This is a genomic window from Candidimonas nitroreducens (genome assembly GCF_002209565.1).
Classification (GTDB): Bacteria; Pseudomonadota; Gammaproteobacteria; order Burkholderiales; family Burkholderiaceae_B; genus Candidimonas; species Candidimonas nitroreducens.
In genome coordinates this window covers 21,855-40,250 of the sequence record NZ_NJIH01000007.1, presented here as the reverse complement: position 1 = coordinate 40,250, position 18,396 = coordinate 21,855, and the positions used below count along the sequence as shown (strand labels likewise).

At 57.2% G+C, this 18,396-nt stretch carries 16 protein-coding genes; 12 read left to right on the top strand and 4 right to left on the bottom strand.

The features are described 5' to 3' along the window. Positions 1-4: 4 nt before the first annotated feature. The 3 genes from CEY11_RS12315 to CEY11_RS12305 are packed head-to-tail and all read right to left on the bottom strand — an operon-like array spanning position 5 to position 4,017. A complete protein-coding gene (locus CEY11_RS12315) occupies positions 5-2,134 on the bottom strand; it encodes an acetate--CoA ligase family protein (RefSeq protein ID WP_158215296.1) in 2,130 nt (709 codons plus the stop codon). 38 nt (positions 2,135-2,172) lie between these two features. After that, entirely contained in the window at positions 2,173-3,060 is an 888-nt protein-coding gene (locus CEY11_RS12310; protein WP_088603708.1) for a TauD/TfdA dioxygenase family protein, read from the bottom strand. Positions 3,061-3,114: 54 nt separating this feature from the next. Continuing rightward, positions 3,115-4,017, bottom strand: coding sequence for an amidohydrolase family protein (locus CEY11_RS12305; protein ID WP_158215295.1), 903 nt, complete (start codon positions 4,015-4,017; stop codon positions 3,115-3,117). Positions 4,018-4,147: 130 nt separating this feature from the next. On the opposite strand from CEY11_RS12305, the gene CEY11_RS12300 reads away from it, so the two are divergent. Both CEY11_RS12300 and CEY11_RS12295 read left to right on the top strand, forming a co-directional pair. Next, a complete protein-coding gene (locus tag CEY11_RS12300) occupies positions 4,148-5,743 on the top strand; it encodes an ABC transporter substrate-binding protein (RefSeq protein ID WP_158215294.1) in 1,596 nt (531 codons plus the stop codon). 89 nt (positions 5,744-5,832) lie between these two features. Then, complete coding sequence (locus tag CEY11_RS12295; RefSeq protein ID WP_158215293.1) at positions 5,833-6,603, top strand: amidohydrolase family protein; 771 nt, start codon at positions 5,833-5,835, stop codon at positions 6,601-6,603. Positions 6,604-6,663: 60 nt separating this feature from the next. On the opposite strand, the gene CEY11_RS12290 is transcribed toward CEY11_RS12295, so the two are convergent. Beyond that, on the bottom strand, positions 6,664-8,256 hold the full coding sequence (locus CEY11_RS12290; RefSeq protein WP_088603704.1) for an ABC transporter substrate-binding protein: 1,593 nt from the start codon (positions 8,254-8,256) through the stop codon (positions 6,664-6,666). Positions 8,257-8,510: 254 nt separating this feature from the next. Here CEY11_RS12290 and CEY11_RS12285 point away from each other — a divergent pair, with 254 nt between their 5' ends. The 10 genes from CEY11_RS12285 (at position 8,511) to CEY11_RS12240 (ending at position 18,379) form a co-directional block, all read left to right on the top strand. After that, positions 8,511-9,527 carry an Ldh family oxidoreductase gene (locus tag CEY11_RS12285; RefSeq protein WP_143322807.1) on the top strand — a complete coding sequence of 339 codons (1,017 nt, stop codon included), beginning with the start codon at positions 8,511-8,513 and terminating at the stop codon, positions 9,525-9,527. 33 nt (positions 9,528-9,560) lie between these two features. After that, entirely contained in the window at positions 9,561-10,502 is a 942-nt protein-coding gene (locus CEY11_RS12280) for an ABC transporter permease (RefSeq protein WP_088603702.1), read from the top strand. Positions 10,503-10,515: 13 nt separating this feature from the next. Further along, entirely contained in the window at positions 10,516-11,415 is a 900-nt protein-coding gene (locus tag CEY11_RS12275; protein ID WP_088603701.1) for an ABC transporter permease, read from the top strand. A gap of 20 nt (positions 11,416-11,435) precedes the next feature. After that, positions 11,436-12,518 carry an ABC transporter ATP-binding protein gene (locus CEY11_RS12270; RefSeq protein WP_088603700.1) on the top strand — a complete coding sequence of 361 codons (1,083 nt, stop codon included), beginning with the start codon at positions 11,436-11,438 and terminating at the stop codon, positions 12,516-12,518. Then, on the top strand, positions 12,475-13,488 hold the full coding sequence (locus CEY11_RS12265; RefSeq protein ID WP_233154858.1) for an ABC transporter ATP-binding protein: 1,014 nt from the start codon (positions 12,475-12,477) through the stop codon (positions 13,486-13,488). Before CEY11_RS12270 ends, CEY11_RS12265 begins: the two co-directional genes overlap by 44 nt. Positions 13,489-13,588: 100 nt before the next feature. After that, entirely contained in the window at positions 13,589-14,170 is a 582-nt protein-coding gene (locus CEY11_RS26095; protein ID WP_088603698.1) for a DUF2889 domain-containing protein, read from the top strand. 12 nt (positions 14,171-14,182) lie between these two features. Next, the gene (locus tag CEY11_RS12255; protein ID WP_088603697.1) at positions 14,183-15,535 is read left to right on the top strand and encodes a CapA family protein; all 1,353 of its coding nucleotides are present in this window, start codon (positions 14,183-14,185) and stop codon (positions 15,533-15,535) included. A gap of 10 nt (positions 15,536-15,545) precedes the next feature. After that, the gene (locus CEY11_RS12250) at positions 15,546-16,400 is read left to right on the top strand and encodes an amidohydrolase family protein (protein ID WP_233154857.1); all 855 of its coding nucleotides are present in this window, start codon (positions 15,546-15,548) and stop codon (positions 16,398-16,400) included. 22 nt (positions 16,401-16,422) lie between these two features. After that, complete coding sequence (locus CEY11_RS12245; RefSeq protein WP_088603695.1) at positions 16,423-17,286, top strand: SMP-30/gluconolactonase/LRE family protein; 864 nt, start codon at positions 16,423-16,425, stop codon at positions 17,284-17,286. A gap of 10 nt (positions 17,287-17,296) precedes the next feature. Continuing rightward, complete coding sequence (locus CEY11_RS12240) at positions 17,297-18,379, top strand: flavin reductase (protein WP_088603694.1); 1,083 nt, start codon at positions 17,297-17,299, stop codon at positions 18,377-18,379. Positions 18,380-18,396 lie beyond the last annotated feature (17 nt).

Genomic DNA, 18,396 nt, shown 5'->3' with positions numbered 1-18,396 from the left:
ATGCTTATGCGCACATCTGGGCCTCCTCCACGGTTTTCAATGTGATTAGCGCATCGGCCACGATCGCGCCCTGACCCTGCGGTTGGACGAGAATGGGATTGAGATCAACCTCGGAGATTACCCCCTCCAGCTGTACCGCCATATGTGAAAGCTTTACGATGGAGTCGATCAACGCTTGGATATCGCCGGGGACGACATTCCGGAAACCTTGCAGCAGGCGATAGATCTTCAACTCCTGCAGCATATCCAAGGCCTGCGCAGGCGTCACGGGGCAGGCGCGCAGTGTGACGTCTCTGTACAGCTCGGTATGAATTCCACCTGCGCCAACAAGCAGAGTGGGGCCCAGTTGCTCATCGTAGGAAATACCGGCAATGACTTCAATCGAATTGTCCAGCATGCGTTGAACCAGCACGCCGTCGATCTTGGCGGCGGGGGCATGCTTTTGGGCGTTTGCCTGTATGCGATCGTAGGCCTGGACGACCTGCTCTTTGTTGCATAGATCCAGCTGCACACCACCTATTTCTGTCTTGTGCGGAATATCGGCCGATGCGATTTTCAAAACCACGGGATACCCGACGCGGGCAGCGATGGCTGCTGCCTGCTCGGATGACGTCGCCACCTGCTCTTCTGTGATGGGAATATCCCAGGCTTGCAACAGGCTCTTGCTGCGTGCTTCCGAGAGTTGGCGGGCACCTTCATTGCAGGCAGTCTCGACGGCTTTGCGCTGGTCTGCGCCGAGGCCGATGGCCTTGGCGCCATCCGAGGTGGCGAGACCTTTTTCCCGCCGGTTGGATAGGTCGGCCAAATGGCGCAACCCCTTGGCCAAGGTCGCAGGGTTGTAGAACACCGGGATTCCCGCGGCTTTCAGCATGGGTAGCCCTGTGTCTTGATGGCGGCTGCCGGTCCATAGATAGGCGACTGGTTTGTTGCGAGCCTGGTTGGCTTCTATTATCTGTTCGATCTGGCGATTGCCTCCGGCGCAAGCAACAATCATAGTGCCGATTTCGGGCTCGTCGAGCATATAGCCTAGGATCTCTCCAAAGTCTTCCCCACTTGCTTTTCCGGTAATGTCTGCGGGGTTGGCGGCCGCGCCGAACCCCTTGAGCAATTGGGCGATGCGCTCGCGGCCCTGATCGCTGAGTGGGGGCAGCGAGATCCCATGCTTGCCCAACATATCTGCGGTAAACGATATGACGCCTCCCGAATTCGACACGAGGCCGACACCGGCCGTTTTCATATCGCTATACTTGGCAAGGAAATTGGCAATCTCGAGCAGCTCATCATAGCTTTCCAGGCGGAGAATCCCATATTGGCGGCAGACGGCGTCATAGAGCTCATCGGCCCCCGTCATTGCCGCGGTATGGCTGCCGGCTGCTCGGCTGCCTTGCGCCGAGCGGCCTATTTTTATAAGAACAATCGGCTTGCCGCGATCCGCGGCAAGCTTGGCAACTTCCAGGAATTTTCTGCCGTCCTTGAATCCCTCGATAAATCCGGCGATGACGCGCGTATTGGGGTCGTCGATCATGTAGCGGGCAAAATCCGAAAAGTCGAGATCGGCTTCGTTGCCGGTAGACACGGCGTAGCTCATGCCTATGCCTTGTTCGTGCGCGCGGCTAAGGATGGGCCCGAAGAGCGATGCGCCGCTTTGGCAGATGACGCCGACATTGCCGGGAATGCCGGACTTGATGCGGCTCGAGGAGGTCAGCCACAGGTCATCGCGTATGTTTGCCAAACCAAGGCAATTCGGCCCGCTGATGCGGATGCCGGATTCACGTGCATAGCGAGTCAATTCGTCTTGCAGCGCTTTGCGGTCGTTGTCTCCACGTTCAGAGAACCCGGCCGAAATGACGATGGCGGCCCGGATTCCCTTGGCGTGACATTCCTTGAGCGTGGCCAACACGGCGTGGTAGGGAACAATGACCACCGCGAGGTCGGGTGTGATCGGCAGGTCTGCCACGGTGTGGTAGCAGCGTTCTCCGAAAATATCGTCGTAATTGGGGTTGACCGCAAACGACTGAATGCGGTCTTTATAGCTCAAGACTCGTGTAAAGAATTTTCCCCCGTATTGCATGCGTGGCGTCGCTCCGACGACCACGATGGACGAGGGGTTCAGCATCTTGTCTATCGATGCCATTTGCGCAGACGTCCAAGTCTCCATCCTTGCTGACTCCGTTAAGTTGTAGGGATATCGGCGTTGCCGCGGATTGTGCAGCGATGCATATAGCGCCAACCGATGCCCTTGTAGTCAGATACCGCATAGTGGATCGTGCATCGATTGTCCCAGATCAACAAATCGTTGGTGCGCCATTGATGCCGATAAATGAACTGGGGCTGGGTGCTGTGCTCGAACAGGAACTCGAGCAGTGCGTCGCTCTCAGCTTTGTTGAGGCCTTCGATCTGGGTCGTGAACCCTCGATCCACGAAAATGGACTTGCGGCCCGTATCGGGATGCTGGCGTATGACCGGATGGATGGCCGAGTTGTGCTTGACTTCGTTTTCTTCGCCCATCATGCCCCCGGTCATTTGGTTTCCGTATACTTTCGCCAGGGTATGGACGGCCTCGAGCCCCTCCAATCGCTCTTGGAACAGCGGCGACAGGGCGTCATAGGCGGCGATCATTGAGGCGAACATCGTGTCTCCGCCATAAGGCGGAATCTCGATCGCATACAAGCATGAGGCCTTGCCCGGAATCTGGCGGGTGGCCAGATCCGTGTGCCAGAAGGTTCCCGCGTCCACACGGCCGAGTGGCCGGCCCTGTTCGTCCTTCTTGTTCGACATGCGCGTGATTTGTGGGAATTCCGGCAGAGCATGCGTATTCCGCATTTCGCTCCAGGCCCCGCCTACTTTCCTTTCGGGGCCGCTCAGTTCGCCGAAGATGCTGGCGAAAGCTACTTGGTGTTGGGGCTCGAGATGCTGGTCGCGAACCACTAGCAGGCCGTTAGAATCGAGCCATGCCTGATATATGGCGCTGGCCGTGTCCGCGCTCAGTGGCTCGCGCAAGTCGCAGTTGGTGATTTCGGCGCCGATCGCCGGGTTTAGTCTACGGATGTTGAAGTGCATGGCCTCTCGCCTTGAGTGCGGATATTAATATAGTTAACTTAATTGTTAACTATATTATGCTATGTTGTCAATATTCCACCCATAAACTTCGTTCGGGTTTTCGACCAGGATCTTTTGTCGAGCGGCATCGTCCGGCGCCCAGCGGGCCAACTGGTCGACGAGTTCGGCGCCATTGGGTTTGACCTCGGGGGTCAGTGTATGGGGCCAGTCCGTGCCCCACAGGACGCGATCCGGGTAGAGCGTTGCGAGTTCTGTGGCAAGAGCGTCGATGTCACGATAGTCCGGATACCCAACTTTGGAAGTGATGTAGACGCCGGATAATTTGATCCAGGTGCGCCCATTGTCCAGCAACCGCCTTACGACTTGATAGCGGGGATGGGCCAAGCCTTCGGGTTGCGGAATGTAAGACAAATGATCGAGCACTATCGGGCAATTCAGCCGGTCAAGTGTCGCGGCACAGTCTTCCAGCGCACCGTTGGAAACATCCGGGAGTATCTGAATATGCCATTTCCAGGGCGCGATGCGAGCGGCGAATTCCTGGATTTGCGCTGGACTACGGCGGTTTGCACCGTCCAGGTATAGCCTGATCCCGCGGACGCCAGCCTGGTTGAGGGATGCGAGGGTTTGGTCAGGCGTCGAAATCTCTATCGCGGCCACGCCGCGCGCCTGTGAGCCCATTTGCGCCAGCGCGTCGAGCAGCGCGCTGTTGTCGAAGCCATAGCTTCCGGGGCATACGACGACAGACCTGCTTAGCCCCAGTCGGTGCTGCAGCTTGCGATAGTCTGCGACAGTCGCCCAGACCCCTGTCCGTCCGTTGGCCCGAGGAAAGCGCGGGTCAAAAATATGATGGTGGCAATCGGTGGCGCCGGGTGGGAGCTCCGTGCTGGGGCGGTTGGTGCCGGCCGAGTAAGGTGTCGTTTCGCCGGCGGCGTGTTGCGAAGCTTTGGTGGTGCTCAAAAGATGTCTCCTCGGAATAGGAAAGGCACAATTTGGATGTACTTCATCCTTTTAATTGTATACTAAATAGTTGACTAAATAGATTCCTAATTTCATAATCATAGTAGAGACAATGACAAAGGGAAGGGAAATGAAGTCGATCTGGAAAGTAGCAGCCTGCAGTTTCCTTGTGCTGATGGGTACAGGAACAGTATTCGCGCAAAAAATGGGTGGAACTTTGCGTACAGTCGTCAGGGACAATCCTCCGAGTGCCTCCATACAAGAAGAGGGCACTTCATCGACGGTTATTCCGTTCATGCCGGTGTTTAACAATCTGGTTCTGTTCGATCAATCGTCGCATGTCAACGAAATAACCAATATCAAGCCGGATCTGGCCGACTCCTGGCGGTGGTCGGAGGATCAGAAGACGCTTACCTTCAAATTGCATCCGGGCGTAAAGTGGCACGACGGAAAGCCTTTTACGAGCGCCGATGTCCAATGCACCTGGGATACCTTGAGGGGAAAGCGCAACGGAGGCTGGCGCAAGAATCCACGGGGGAATTGGTATCAGAATCTTGACATGATCACGACGAACGGCGATCTCGAGGTTTCGTTCCATCTCAAGCGCCCGCAGCCGTCTTTCCTGGTATTGCTGGCGTCCGGATATTCTCCGGTCTATCCATGCCATGTGGATGGCCCGACCATGCGCACTCATCCCATCGGAACGGGGCCATTCAAACTTGCAGAGTATCGCCGCAATCAGGTGATCCGGCTGGTGCGCAATCCGGATTATTTCAAAAAAGGCAAACCGTATCTCGACGCGATCGAGTACCGGGTCATCTCCAATCAAGGGACTCGAAACCTGGCTTTCGTATCCGGCGAGGTGGATCTGACGTGGGCGGAACTCGACGTCGATGGCGCGAAAGGCATCAAGGCCCGCCAACCGGAGGCGATTTGCGACTTGGGGCCCCAGCCCATCTTGGGAGAGGTGTTGTACAACCCCAAGGACGCCACGATGAGCGACGAGCGAATACGGCGTGCGATAGCGCTGGCGATAGACCGCCAGGCCTTCAATTCGCTCATGGCGAGCGGCAAGGTGGTGGCTACCGGCATCATGCTGCCGAAACCTGCGGCGTCCTGGGGCCTGTCCCCCGATCAGGTCAAGGATCTCCCCGGCTATGGGCCCGATGTCGCAGCCAATCGAGAACAGGCGCGCAAACTTATGGCGCAGGCGGGCTACGGCCCCGATCACCACCTATCGGCAACGCTGATGGTGGTGAATCGCCCGACGCACGTGACACCCGCAACCTTGCTTGCGGATCAGCTCCGATCCATTTATATCGATACGAAACTCGATCCGGTCGATATAAGCGTGGAACGTCAACGGCTCGCACAGCGCAGTGGATATCAGTTCAACATGTTGTCCGCCGCCCCGGCCGTGGATGACCCCGATTCGGTGCTTTTCCAGGACTTCGGCTGCAAGTCTCCGGGCAACTTCGGCGATTATTGCGATGCGAAAACCCAGGCTATGATCGAAGAGCAATCAAGAATGGCCGACGTGAAAAAGCGCGCACAGCTCGTTCACGAGATCGACCGGCGCATCGTCAAGCAAGCGGTGCGCCCTGTGGTCTACACTGGCTACTTGGGCGCCTGCCGTTATCCATATGTGAAGAATGTGGTTCGCGCATACAACAGCGTGTATAACAATTCGCGCCTTGAAGACGTTTGGTTAGACAAGCGGCCGTGATGAGTAAGGGTGAAAGCGTTTGCGCTCCGTACTCCAGCGGTAGCGAGCCTCCAAAGACAGCGGCGCCGGCTGGGGCCACCGACTGCCACGTGCACATCTTCGACCGGCGCTTCCCGCGTGTTGCAGGCCGCGACGGGCCGGAGTCTGATGTCGCGGCCTTGCTGAGGCTGCGGCGTCGGTTGGGCGTGTCCCGTACCGTATTGGTTTATCCATCCAGCTACGGTGGTGACAATCGGGCGATGCTGGACGCTCTCGAGCAACTCGGCGACACGGCGCGTGGTGTTGCCCACATTACGCTGCAGACTCCGGAAGCCGAGCTCGATCGTATGAACTCCGCGGGGGTGCGAGGGGCGCGCCTATATCTGGCTCGCGACAACCCTCCCGACGTCGACGATATTCGTGCTTATGCATACAGGCTGGCGTCAAGAGGGTGGCACCTGGAATTCGTCGTTCGTGAACGGCAGCTCATGGATGCCGAGGCTGTTTTGATGGCGCTGCCATGCAAGATCGTTCTTTGCCACTTCGCTCATCTGGCTCGGCCGCTCAGCATGCGGCCGCCAGGAGCGGACGCGGTCAAGCGCCTGCTCGACCGGGGGCACACCTATCTCAAGCTGTCAGGGGTATATACGGTTTCGGATGGCGCAACAGCCTATGTCGATTTGGATCCTGTCGCCCAGGAACTCATCGCTGCGGCCCCGCAGCGAATGTTGTGGGGCACAGACTGGCCGCATACCACGGTTCGAGGCACACGGCCGGACGGAGCGGAATTGTTCGATATGCTGGCCCGGTGGGCTCCCGATCATACGGCCCGCGAACGGATCCTCGTCGATAACCCGACCGCATTGTATTGGGCGGCGTGACAAAAAGCACTGGGCCGGGATGCGCATGCGTCTGCTGCGCGCGCATCCGGCCTTGTGGGCCTATTTGGCCGATTTGTCTAGCTGAACATCTTCCAGACGCCAGCTGTTGAAGTGCCCGCCATTATCCGCGATGGTCAGTCCCTTGACATAGGATTTTGTGCAAAAGCCCATGCCCTTGTGGTAGAGCGTGGGGCGAACCGCGTCCTGCATCAGAATGTCGGAGATCTTGGTGACCAGTTCCTTGCGTTTGGCTTCGTCCAGTTCTCGAGACTGTGCCTGCATCAGCTCGCCCACTTTTTTATCGCAGTAGTTGGAGGCATTCAGGGGCGAGCCGCAGGTTAGCCGCGAGAGGTAATCATCGGGATCGTCGACGGCAGTACCGGCTACGTCGACCGCTACCTGAAAGTCTTTACGCGAACGCGTTGCATACCAGACTTTGGATTCGAGTAGCTGTATATCGGCTTTGACATAGATCTTGCTGAGTTGATCCGCCAGCAGCGTGGTAGGCGGTATATAAGAACTCGAATTGCGAGTAATAAGATGTATGGACAACGGTTTTTCGGGGCCATAGCCGGCTTGGCGCATCAAGGCTCGGGCTTTCTCGATATTGGCTGCGACATCTGGGTTGTACCCGGGGAACGATGTCAGCGCCGACATTGGTCGGCCCCATTCTGAGTTGGGGCTGAATAGTTCGCCCGCCTCGAACGCGCCATTGCCGATCTTCACGAATGCGCTGCGATCGATTGCATAGGCGAATGCGCGTCTAATGTTCACGTCATCGAACGGCGCCTTTGCCAAGTTCATCACCAGCACGAGCTGTGTGGAAGAATGAATAACCTCGCAGGAGGCCGTCGGATTGTTTTTCTGCACCTCTTTGACGCGCTCCGGGGGCAGAATGACATGGTCGAACAGGCCCGAGGTAAAGCCAAGCTCCTGGTTAATGCTGGATCCGCCCGCTACTAGCCGAACCGTGGCTCCATCGAGATGAGGCAAGCCTTTCTTGAAGTAGTGAGGATTCTTGACGAGGGTCACGCTTTGCCCTCGGTCGAAGGAAACCACCTTGAACGGCCCTGTCCCTACAGGCAGCGTGCGCATTTTCTGCGCGCTTACATGGCAGGGATATACCGGGCTAAGCCCGCTTGCCAGATACAACAACAAGGAGGGCTGGGGGTGGGCCAGATGGAAGCTGACCTGCAGGTCATTGTCGACCGTGACGTCTTTCAGGTTGCTATACCAGCCTCCGCGTGGATTGGAACGCCAGCCCGCATTGCGCGCTCCTCGTAGGGTATCCCAGGTACATTTGACATCGTTGGCGGTGAAGGCTTGGCCATCGTGCCATTTCACCCCCGGATGCAGCTTGAAGGTCAGAATAGTATGGGTGGGATCCCAAGACCAGCTCTCTGCCAGGTCGGGCTTGATCGTTTTGGCGGTGTGATGGGGGGCGGATTGGTCGAAAAGCACGAGATTATTGAACACAGGCATGAAGGCTCTTTGCACGTCCACCGTATATTCTTCGTGAATGGACGCGCTGGGCGGGTTCATCCCCACCAGATGCAGCGTTCCGCCGTCTTTCTGCGCGTGCGTTGTCTGAGTTCCGCAAAGTGCCACTGCCAGCCCTAAGCCGCGGGCAGTTGTCAGAAAAATACTTCGCATTTCACTTCCTCCTATAGATGTGTTGTCTATTCAGCGCGGCTACGCTTGTCGACGCCATTCTAGGAGTCAATCGTTTTTTGTGTCAACGATTTGGTTTACTATTTGATAATCAAGTTGATAGAAGCTGTGAAAACGTGGCATGGTGCTGATGGTGGTTCTAGCAAATCAAATAAATAACAATAGTGTTAACCATTATTGACGGCCGCGAGAACACCAGGTTAAGGTGCGAAGTTCACGACTTGTGGCTGAGTTCAATGGAATATTCCAGTAGTTCCACCGTACGTATGTCGATGCAGGATGCGAAGGCCCTCGGAGTCGAGGCGCTCAGACGCGTAGGGCTGGACGAAGAAGAAGCGGACATCATTGCCGACCATGTCGTGGATGCAGCCATGTGCGGCTATGGCTATTCAGGCCTGCCGAAATTGCTCAATCTGATCGAGAGCCCGCGCTTCGCGCAGCCGCGCCAAGCTATGACGTGGAGCAACCGAACCGGGCCTGTCTGCCTGCTGGACGGCGGAAACCACAACGGCATGTACGTGTTGCATCAGGCGGCACAGAGCGCAGCTGAGCGGGCCGAGATACACGGGATGGCGATGGTCGGTGTGTGCAACACCTGGATGAGCGGCCGTAGCGCGTATTACGTGGAAATGCTCTCCAAGGCCGGCTACGTCGGCATTCACACCGTTGCTTCCAGCCCGGTCGTTGCTGCGCCCGGAGGTCGGGCTCCGGTGCTGGGAACTAATCCGATCGCGTTCGCATTTCCTACTGAAACGGAGCCCTTGCTTATTGATATGGGTACGTCGGCGTTCATGATGACCGAGGTTCGGTATCGGAGGCGGCTCGGAATCCAACTGCCTGAGGGTGTGGCCTTGGATCGCTACGGAGCCCCCACGACGGATCCCGGCGCTGCTGCCGATGGACTGCTGTTGCCGTTCGGAGGCCATAAGGGTTTTGCGCTGTCTCTGGCCATTCATGCCCTGGGTTTGATGTGCAGCACGCAAGAGCTTCCACACCAAGGCGGCCCTGGCGCACTGATGATAGCCGTGCGTCCGGATCTTTCAGGAAGTATAGATGCTTATCGTAGTGCTTTGTCCCAATGGCTGCAGTCCGTCAAGGACGCGCCACGACAAGCCGGCATGGGCGACATCAGGCTGCCCGGAGAGCGTAGCGCGAGAGCTCGTGCTGCCGCCGAACTGAATGGCATTGAAGTGGCCGCGGGGGTCGTCGATGCGCTCCGGGCGCATGCTGCCGGGTCGAGTGTGGGCCTGTGAGCCTGCCAGAGCAAAATTCCAAGGAGATGACAAGTGGCTACATACATCATCAAGCGCACCGGCCTAATGATCCTGACGCTGGTAGGCGTATCGATCCTTATTTTCTCGATGATGCGGATGATCCCGGGGGATATCGTCGACGTGTTGTTCGATTCCGCAGGATATGTGGACGATTCGCAGAGAGCGGCCATCACGAAGGAACTCGGGCTGGACAAACCGCTGCCTGAGCAGTACGCAAGTTGGATCGGTGGCGTGTTGCACGGCAATTTCGGCTATTCATTCATTTCGGAAAGGCCTGCCAGGGGAGAGATTCTGTCCCGGCTGCCTGTAACGCTGAAACTGGCAGGTATGGCCATTTTCTTCGCCACCATACTCGGCGTGCCGCTGGGCGTTTTAAGCGCGGTCAAGCAAGATTCCGCCACGGACAATATTTTGAGAGTCATCAGTATCAGCGGGCTGTCGCTGCCATCATTCTGGATCGGCCTGCTTGCCTTGATGTTTTTCGTCTATACCTTCGGATTCATTCCGATATATCCCATGGGCCAACATACGCTGATGCAGGAGTTGGCCATTCTGTCTTTACCCGCACTGGTCGTCGGCTTCCGCAGCTCGGCGCTGATCTTGCGCTTGACCCGTTCTTCGATGCTGGAAATCCTAAGCCAGGACTACATTCGCACGGCGAAGGCGAAAGGCGCGTCGGCACTTGTCATTAATCTGCGCCATGCTTTGAAAAATGCTTTTCTGCCCGTGCTCACCGTGGTCGGGCTCGAGGCGGCGCATTTGATTGGTGGATTGGTCGTCACGGAAACTGTTTTCAATGTTCCCGGCGTTTGCCGCTTTCTGGTCGACTCAATAAACCAGCGCGATTATCCGGTCGTCCAGAGTTTGGTGCTGCTAATTGCCTTCGCCGCTGTACTGGCCAATTTCATCGTGGATCTGAGCTATGCGACGCTCGATCCGCGGATCAAGTACTGATAGCGAGGTGACCATGGAACCCACAATCAATTACGAGGCCGAACTTACCCGGGCCGGAGCGAATGTCCGTGGCCGTATGAGCCGATATATATTCCTTGTGAAGCAGTATCCGTTGGGTGCGCTTGGGGCCTTGATCATGGCGGTTCTGATCTTCCTTGCTATATTCGCCAATGTTCTGATGCCCTACGACCCGCTTGCCACACATCCGGCACTATCGTTGGGTAAGCCATCGCTGGAACATTGGTTCGGTTCGGATAATCTGGGTAGAGACGTTCTGAGCCGCATTATCCTGGGGGCGCGGATATCGATTGGCGTAGGCGTGAGTGCCACTTTGCTGGGAACCTTGTTCGGCATCGTCATTGGCTTGACCGGCGGCTTCACGGGAGGAACGATTGATCTGATCCTGCAGCGGTTGTCCGAGATATTACAAGCCATTCCCAGCCTCATCCTGGCGATGGCGATGGCCGCTGTCCTAGGGCCTTCGGTATTCAATACGATTCTGGCGATTGCCATTACCAAGACGCCAGTCATGGGGCGCGTCATACGCGCCAATACCTTGGCGTTGCGTGAGCTGCCATTCATCGAGGCTTCGCGGGCGGCGGGGATGCGTGAATGGCGTATTGCCATCCGGCACGTGCTGCCCAATACCCTGGCGCCATTGATCGTGCTGACAACGGCCAATCTTGGCGGGGCGATACTGATAGAGGCCTCGCTGTCTTTTCTCGGGCTGGGCATTCCTGAGCCTTACCCATCGTGGGGCAAGATGCTGTCGACCTCGGCAGCGGAGTATATCGGGACGGCACCGTGGCTGCTGATATACCCAGGGGTTTTCATCAGCCTGGCCGTATTTGGCTCGAATCTGCTCGGCGATGCGCTGCGAGACATGCTTGATCCGCGCCGGCGCGGCAATTGAAGAATCCCGAAGGAGGAGCAATGAAACGAGATTCATTCATAGCCACGGTAACGAATCCCGTGACGGGTACGCCGGCTGAGCCGGTGTTGAGGGTAGATGGGCTGCAGACCTACTTTTTCACGCGCAATGGCTTGGTCAAGGCCGTGGATGGGGTTTCCTTCCAGGTGCACGCTGGCGAAACGCTTGCCATCGTGGGCGAGTCGGGATGTGGGAAAAGTATGACGGCACTGTCGGTCATGCGCTTGGTGCAATCTCCTCCCGGCCGTACGGTTGGGGGAACGATTACGCTGGACGGCAAAGATCTTCTGGGCTTGTCGGAAGAGGAAATGCGGCAGGTGCGCGGCAATGAGGTATCTATGATTTTCCAGGAGCCCATGACCTCGCTCAATCCTGTCATTACTGTGGGAGATCAGATAGCCGAGGCGATCGTCTTGCACCAGCCTATTTCCAAGCGCGCGGCGCTGCAGAAGGCTGTTGAAATGTTGAAATTAGTGCGTATTCCAGAGGCCGAGCGCCGAGCCCGTGAATACCCGCACCAGCTTTCTGGAGGAATGCGTCAACGAGTCATGACTGCCATGGCGCTTGCGTGCAATCCCAAGGTGTTGCTCGCAGACGAGCCAACGACCGCGTTGGATGTGACGATCCAGGCTCAGGTTCTAGCCCTGATGAAAGAGCTCCAAGAGCAGTTCGGTACGGCAATTGTACTCATCACACATGACCTGGGAGTCGTAGCCGAGAATGCCCAGCACGTAATCGTTATGTATGCGGGGAAAAAAATCGAGGAAGCCCCGGTCGCTGAGATTTTTGAAAGGCCCTTACATCCGTATACCCGCGGACTGATCAATGCAGTCCCGCGCCTGGATCTGGCTACGACCGGCCAGGAGAACGGCAGGCTGCAAGAAATTCCGGGCATCGTGCCGGCGCTCATTGACCTGCCGGATGGTTGCACATTCGCCCCGCGCTGTGCGCACGCGACCGACATTTGCCGGCAGAAGTACCCGCCGTTCGAGGAAAAGTCGCAGAGCCACTATGTGGCGTGCTGGCATTCAGAGAAACTCTATGGAGAAAAGTGTGGATACATCGAGCGTAATGAGGCCAGATGAAAAAGCCGGCGTTCCTGTTCTGGAAGTTGTTGACCTGGTCAAGAAATATCGTATCGGAGGCGGTCTCTTTTCCCGCAAGCACGACTACGTCCACGCCGTCGACGGCGTCAGTTTCACGGTGCCCGAAGGCCAGACTCTTGGGCTGGTTGGCGAAAGCGGTTGTGGCAAGTCGACGGTTGCGCGAACGGTCATGCGGCTGGTCGAGCCCACTTCCGGGCAAATCAATATCGACGGCACGGACATCGCCCCTCTAAGCAGAACGGAAATGCAGCCGTATCGGCGCCAATTGCAAATCGTCTTCCAAGACCCATTTGCATCGCTCGATCCTAGGCTGGTGGCCGGAGACCTGGTGGCGGAACCTCTGGTCGTGCATGGCATGGGAAACGCGCAAGAGCGCAAAGAGCGGGTCGAAGAGCTTTTCCAGCGGGTCGGGCTACGGGCTTCCCAGATGAGCAACTATCCGCATCAATTCTCCGGAGGCCAACGCCAGCGCATTGGCATTGCACGTGCCCTGGCTTCGCGACCTCGGTTGATTGTTGCTGACGAGCCGGTGTCGGCGCTCGACGTCTCTATTCAGGCGCAGGTCATCAATCTTCTGATGGACATCCAGCGAGAACAGAAGATTTCCTATCTGTTCATTGCTCATGATCTGGCGGTGGTTGCCCACATCAGCCATCGCATAGCAGTGATGTATCTGGGGCGCATCGTCGAATACGCCGATAAGCACGATTTGTTTTCCAAACCGCTGCATCCATACACCGAGGCGCTGCTGATGTCGGTGCCCGTTCCGAATCCTGCCGCCATGCGAGAGAGGGTGCTGCTGAAGGGCGAACTGCCAAGTCCCATCAACCCACCGGCGGGATGCCATTTCCATGATAGGTGCCGGTACGCCTTCGGCCGCTGCAAAGTAGAACAGCCCGTGTTGCGTGAGATCGACAACGGCCATTTCGCGGCTTGCCATTTGCGTTGAAAGGCTGCGAAATGATGCGCCTGATATTGACGCATCCTGAAAAATAGTTAACAATATAGATGTCTATTAAGTTTTCTAAATAAAGAGCTAAGGGGGGTGCATGAGTGTTGGATTGCCGCCGGCAAATTACCCGCGTCGGCTCATGCACATCCGTACCATCGAATGCTGCGGCTATGAACGCGACGATGGCCTATGGGACATCGAAGGCCGGCTCACCGATCGCAAGACACACTTCTGGCCGCAGCGCGCCGGCGAGCGAGATCTCCCAGCCGGTGATCCTGCTCACGACATGAGGCTGCGGTTGACCATAGATCTGGATATGGTCATACAAGAGTCGTATGCCTATACGGCGGCAGGGCCGTATGGGGATTGCGGCGCAATGAGCGACAGGTTCGCCCTTCTGAAGGGTCGGCGCATTGCGCGAGGATGGACCAAGGATCTAGCCCGTTTGGTCGGCGGAGTCTATGGCTGTACGCATCAGTGGGAACTATTGAGCCGAGTCGCTGCCGTTGCGTATCAATCTACGAATGGTGCCCGTAATAAGAGGCGAGGGGGGCAAATGGGCACCGAACCGCCTCGTAACCTGAATACCTGTCACATGTATGCCTCAACCAGTCCCGTGGTGTTCAAGCGCTGGCCTGAGTACTACACCCCGTCAACAGAACTTCCAACCAACAAATAGGAGCGGTGGAACATGGCATCGAATTCCTGGGATATCGTGCTGGCCGGCGAGTGTATGGCCTCTCGTCCGTTTTCGCAGTGCGAAGATCCAGAGTTTCTGCAGATCGTGGAACTAATGCGTGAGGCGGATCTGACCATGGCGCACCTCGAAATGAATTTCGGGGATCCCGAAGAGATCAACTTCCCTTCGCGCAATGATTGGGTGGCTAGTTTCATGATCGCCGATGGCCAGGTTGCGGATGATTTCAAGTGGGCGGGTGTCGATATGATGTCTCTGGCGCACAATCACAGCTTTGATTGGGGGCCGGACGGCATTTTGTCCACAATCGGGCACTGCAAGCGTGTTGGAATTGCGCACGCCGGAACAGGCCGCGACCTGGAAGAGGCGCGCAAGCCGGGATATCGCGAAACCCGGCGCGGGCGTGCTGCACTGATTTCGGTCGGCACCGGCAACAAGAACAACGAGTGGGCCGGCATGCCCAAGGCGACCATGAAGGGGCGGCCCGGCATGAATCCCCTGCGTGTGCACCTGAATCACCAAGTAGATGGCGAAGCGGCCGCACAGTTGCGCCGGATTGTCGAGAAACTGCATATCGATTACCGACGATTCGATGCTGTCGAGGGCGAAATCCGCTTGCAGTTTCCCGAATTGGCGTCGAATCGATCGGTACCGGTTTTTACCGAGGGGCCAGAGTTCAAGATATTTAGCAAATGCCATGTGAAGGATCTCGAAGCGAATCTAAGATCCGTGCAGGAGGCGTCCGCCATGGCAGACATGGTACTTGTGTCGCACCATACCGCCACGTCGGAGGGCGCGCGCGGCGACACTCCTCCGGCGTACGCGGTTGAGTTTGCCAAAGCCTGCATCGATGCGGGCGCCGATATGTATATCGGGCACGGCTGGCACCGCACGCTGGGCATTGAAATCTACAAGGGAAAGCCAATTTTCTACGGATTGGGAAATTTCTTTGCGCAGTCCGAATTCAACGATCGTGTCCCCGCCGACAGTTATGAATCCTGGGGGCACGATCCCGATCAATTGCCAAAGCACAATCCGGCCTCCGAGCCTTTGCATCCCGGTCTGGTGGATACATTGTGGTGGGGAAGTGTCCTGTTTCGCGTACAGATGGAAGGTCACAGGGTCAAGCAGATCCGTTTGTATCCGGTCAATCTAGGCCGAAACCCCGCTGTCCGAGGGGAAGTCACGCGTCCCGTGGGATCGGGTCACCATATGAAGACGGACGGTCGGCCGTATCTGGCAGATCCTCAAGCCGGCGCCGTTATCCTGGAGCGAATGAGGAAACTTTCGGAGGGCCTCGGTACGAAGCTTGTCGTCAAAGACAATGTCGGTGTCATTGATCTCTAGGAGCCCGAGCGTGCCGAAATTAACTCCTCCTCCCGATTGGCACCCCCGTACGCCCAGGCTCAAGCTGCCGCAAGGATCGGTCGACTGTCATCTCCATATGTTCGGGCCGATTTCCAAATACGCGTTTGCGCCGGATGCTTCTTATGTCTCTGGGGACGCGACCGCAGACATGTATTTCAAAGTGCAAGATACGCTGGGTTTGAGCCGTGCGGTGCTCGTGAGCGGCGGCGGCTACGGCCAGACGTTCGAACACCTAGCCGACACTTTAGCTGCACATCCGGATCGCTTGCGCGGCATTGTGCGCTTACCCAGAGGTGTCACGGACAAGGATCTGGCCAGGCTCGACAAGCTGGGCGTGAAGGGAATCCGCATTTTCTCGCGCAACATCGATGACTTGACGCCAGAGTTATTGGCGCGAATCTCGAATTTCGGGTGGCATGTCCAGTTCTATTCCAAGCCAGACCAGTTGCTCGATCACGCCGATTTTCTGGAGCGCCTGGATCACACCGTGGTGCTGGATCATTTTGCGCATTCATCCGCGCATGCTGGGCTGGAGTCACCACTGCATAAGGCGCTTTTGCGCCTGTTGGATACGGGCAGGTTCTGGGTCAAGATCTCTGGGCCCATGCGGATCACGAACGAAGAGCCGCCTTATCCAAGCGTGATCCCCGTAGCAAGATCCCTTATTGCCCATGCGCCCGAGCGGCTGGTATGGGGAAGCGACTGGCCGCATACCAACATGTGGGATCGCACCATGCCCAACGATGCGGTGCTCATCGACATGCTGGCCGAATGGGTGTCCGACGAATCCACGCTGAACCGCATCCTGGTTCAGAACCCCTCAGAACTTTATGGCTTCCGATAGCCAGGCAGACAGGAAATAGCAAATGTACGCCAATGATCTTTTGGAATCCGCCCATCCGCAGCGAATCGCCACAGGGTATGTATTCACGGAAGGGCCTTTATGGGATCCCAGAGGCTATTTCTACTTTGCGGATGTCCGCGACGACAAGCTCTACCGCATCAAGCCAGGCGGGACACCCGAGTTGGTGCGACAGACGACGAATGGAAACGGCACCACTTTCGATCTGCAGGGCCGCATCGTCCAGTGTGAAGGCCTGGCCCGGCGCCTGACCCGCTGGGATCCTCAGACGGACAAAGCCGAGATCCTCGTCGACAATATTGACGGAAAGAAATTGAATCGCCCGAACGACGTCATCTGCCGATCCGACGGAAGCTTGTTGTTCACAGACCCAGATAAGCGCGTCGATGTGAAGGAGAGGGAGCTGGACGCCGCGATCTGGCGTTTGGCGCCGGATGGTTCGATTCATCTCGTGGCCAACTGCGAATACCCGAACGGGCTCGCCTATTCGCCCGATGAGCGCCACCTTTATGTTGCCAATACCCGGTTCATGAAGTATTTGCATGTAATCGCTTTTGATGCGCAAGGCAACATCACCGGGCGCCGTATCATCGGTGATATGACGTTCGACCAAGCTGAGGGGGTTCCGGACGGAGTGAAGGTCGATGCATTGGGCCGTGTCTATTGCACGGGGCCCGGCGGCATCTGGGTCTTCACGCCCGAGGGCGAAAGGGTGGGGATCATCAAGTGCACCGAGCGGCCTGTCAATTTTACGTTCGGTGGCGACGATCTCAAGACGCTCTACATTTGTGCGCTGACCTCGGTCTATACGCTGCGTGTCAGGGTGCCGGGGCTGCCGAGTCCCTGGCACAAGAAGTTTCAGGGCTGAAGGGCGAATCATGAGCGACCGAGCAGCCATTGATCCGCGCGCGTTGCGTGACGTGCTGGGCACTTTCGTTACTGGGGTGACTGTGGTTACCGCGGTAGATGGGCAAGGCCGAAAGTATGGAGTGACGGCCAACTCTTTTAGCTCAGTGTCGCTGGATCCGCCGCTGGTGTTGTGGAGCCAATCGACTACTTCGACGAGCCACGCCGCCTTCCGCGATTCGGATCGATTCGTCGTGAATATTTTGTCTTCGGAACAGATCGAAGTATCGAACCGATTCGCCAAGAGCGGTGATCGGAAATTCGAGGGGGTCGCCGTCAAATCCGGCATAGGCGATGTTCCCGTTATCGACGGGTGTGCCGCCTATCTGGAATGTAAAAAGCTTCAGACCGTTCCGGGCGGAGACCATGTCGTTTATATCGGTCAGGTTGAAAATTTCCACAAGACGGGCCGCAAGCCGCTGGCGTTCGGCTCGGGAAAGTACATGGTGGCATACGCGCACGACCTGGGGCAGATCTCCCCTGAGCTCGGTGCCGCGAATGTCGCGCACATTGAGGCGGTGCGCGTAGGTTGTGCCGCGCTGCCGGAAATCGCCCTGGAATTGGGACACACCGTATCGCTTGCGGTGTGGGGAAACAGGGGCCCGACTATTATCCGCTGGGAGCCGTCGGCGAAGCCGGTCAGCGCCAACTTGCGCACCGGTGTCGTGCTGACCTCGACGCAGTCGGCCACGGGGCAGGTCTTTGCGGCATTCCTGCCACGTGAAATATGTGGCGACATTCTTGATGCCGAGATCCGGCAGGGATTGGTCGCCAGGGATGAGCTCGATGCGGTGATCGCTGAAGTAAAACGACGAGGCATCGGCCGTGCCGCCCTGGCGAAGCAGTCACCCATTCACAAGGTTGCAATCAACGCTTTTTCCGCCCCGATATTTGATGTGTCGGGAATGATCGCCTTCGTGCTCACGGTGTCGGGCAAATCTGACGAAATCGATCCCGCCTGGGACGGCAATATTCCCCGCGCGTTACGGGCCGCGGCGGATATGGTGTCGCGGCGACTTGGCTTCAAGATGCCGGTTTCGGCGCTTGCACAGTAGCTTCAGTGTTGAGTGAA

What these genes read in the sequence shown, in the direction of transcription:
- CEY11_RS12315 (WP_158215296.1), bottom strand. Translation starts at nt 2,134, where the DNA reads ATGGCATCGATAGACAAGATGCTGAACCCCTCGTCCATCGTGGTCGTC.
- CEY11_RS12270 (WP_088603700.1), top strand. Translation starts at nt 11,436, where the DNA reads ATGAAACGAGATTCATTCATAGCCACGGTAACGAATCCCGTGACGGGT.
- CEY11_RS12285 (WP_143322807.1), top strand. Translation starts at nt 8,511, where the DNA reads ATGGAATATTCCAGTAGTTCCACCGTACGTATGTCGATGCAGGATGCG.
- CEY11_RS12265 (WP_233154858.1), top strand. Translation starts at nt 12,475, where the DNA reads ATGGAGAAAAGTGTGGATACATCGAGCGTAATGAGGCCAGATGAAAAA.
- CEY11_RS12255 (WP_088603697.1), top strand. Translation starts at nt 14,183, where the DNA reads ATGGCATCGAATTCCTGGGATATCGTGCTGGCCGGCGAGTGTATGGCC.
- CEY11_RS12245 (WP_088603695.1), top strand. Translation starts at nt 16,423, where the DNA reads ATGTACGCCAATGATCTTTTGGAATCCGCCCATCCGCAGCGAATCGCC.
- CEY11_RS12300 (WP_158215294.1), top strand. Translation starts at nt 4,148, where the DNA reads ATGAAGTCGATCTGGAAAGTAGCAGCCTGCAGTTTCCTTGTGCTGATG.
- CEY11_RS12275 (WP_088603701.1), top strand. Translation starts at nt 10,516, where the DNA reads ATGGAACCCACAATCAATTACGAGGCCGAACTTACCCGGGCCGGAGCG.
- CEY11_RS26095 (WP_088603698.1), top strand. Translation starts at nt 13,589, where the DNA reads ATGAGTGTTGGATTGCCGCCGGCAAATTACCCGCGTCGGCTCATGCAC.
- CEY11_RS12310 (WP_088603708.1), bottom strand. Translation starts at nt 3,060, where the DNA reads ATGCACTTCAACATCCGTAGACTAAACCCGGCGATCGGCGCCGAAATC.
- CEY11_RS12240 (WP_088603694.1), top strand. Translation starts at nt 17,297, where the DNA reads ATGAGCGACCGAGCAGCCATTGATCCGCGCGCGTTGCGTGACGTGCTG.
- CEY11_RS12290 (WP_088603704.1), bottom strand. Translation starts at nt 8,256, where the DNA reads ATGCGAAGTATTTTTCTGACAACTGCCCGCGGCTTAGGGCTGGCAGTG.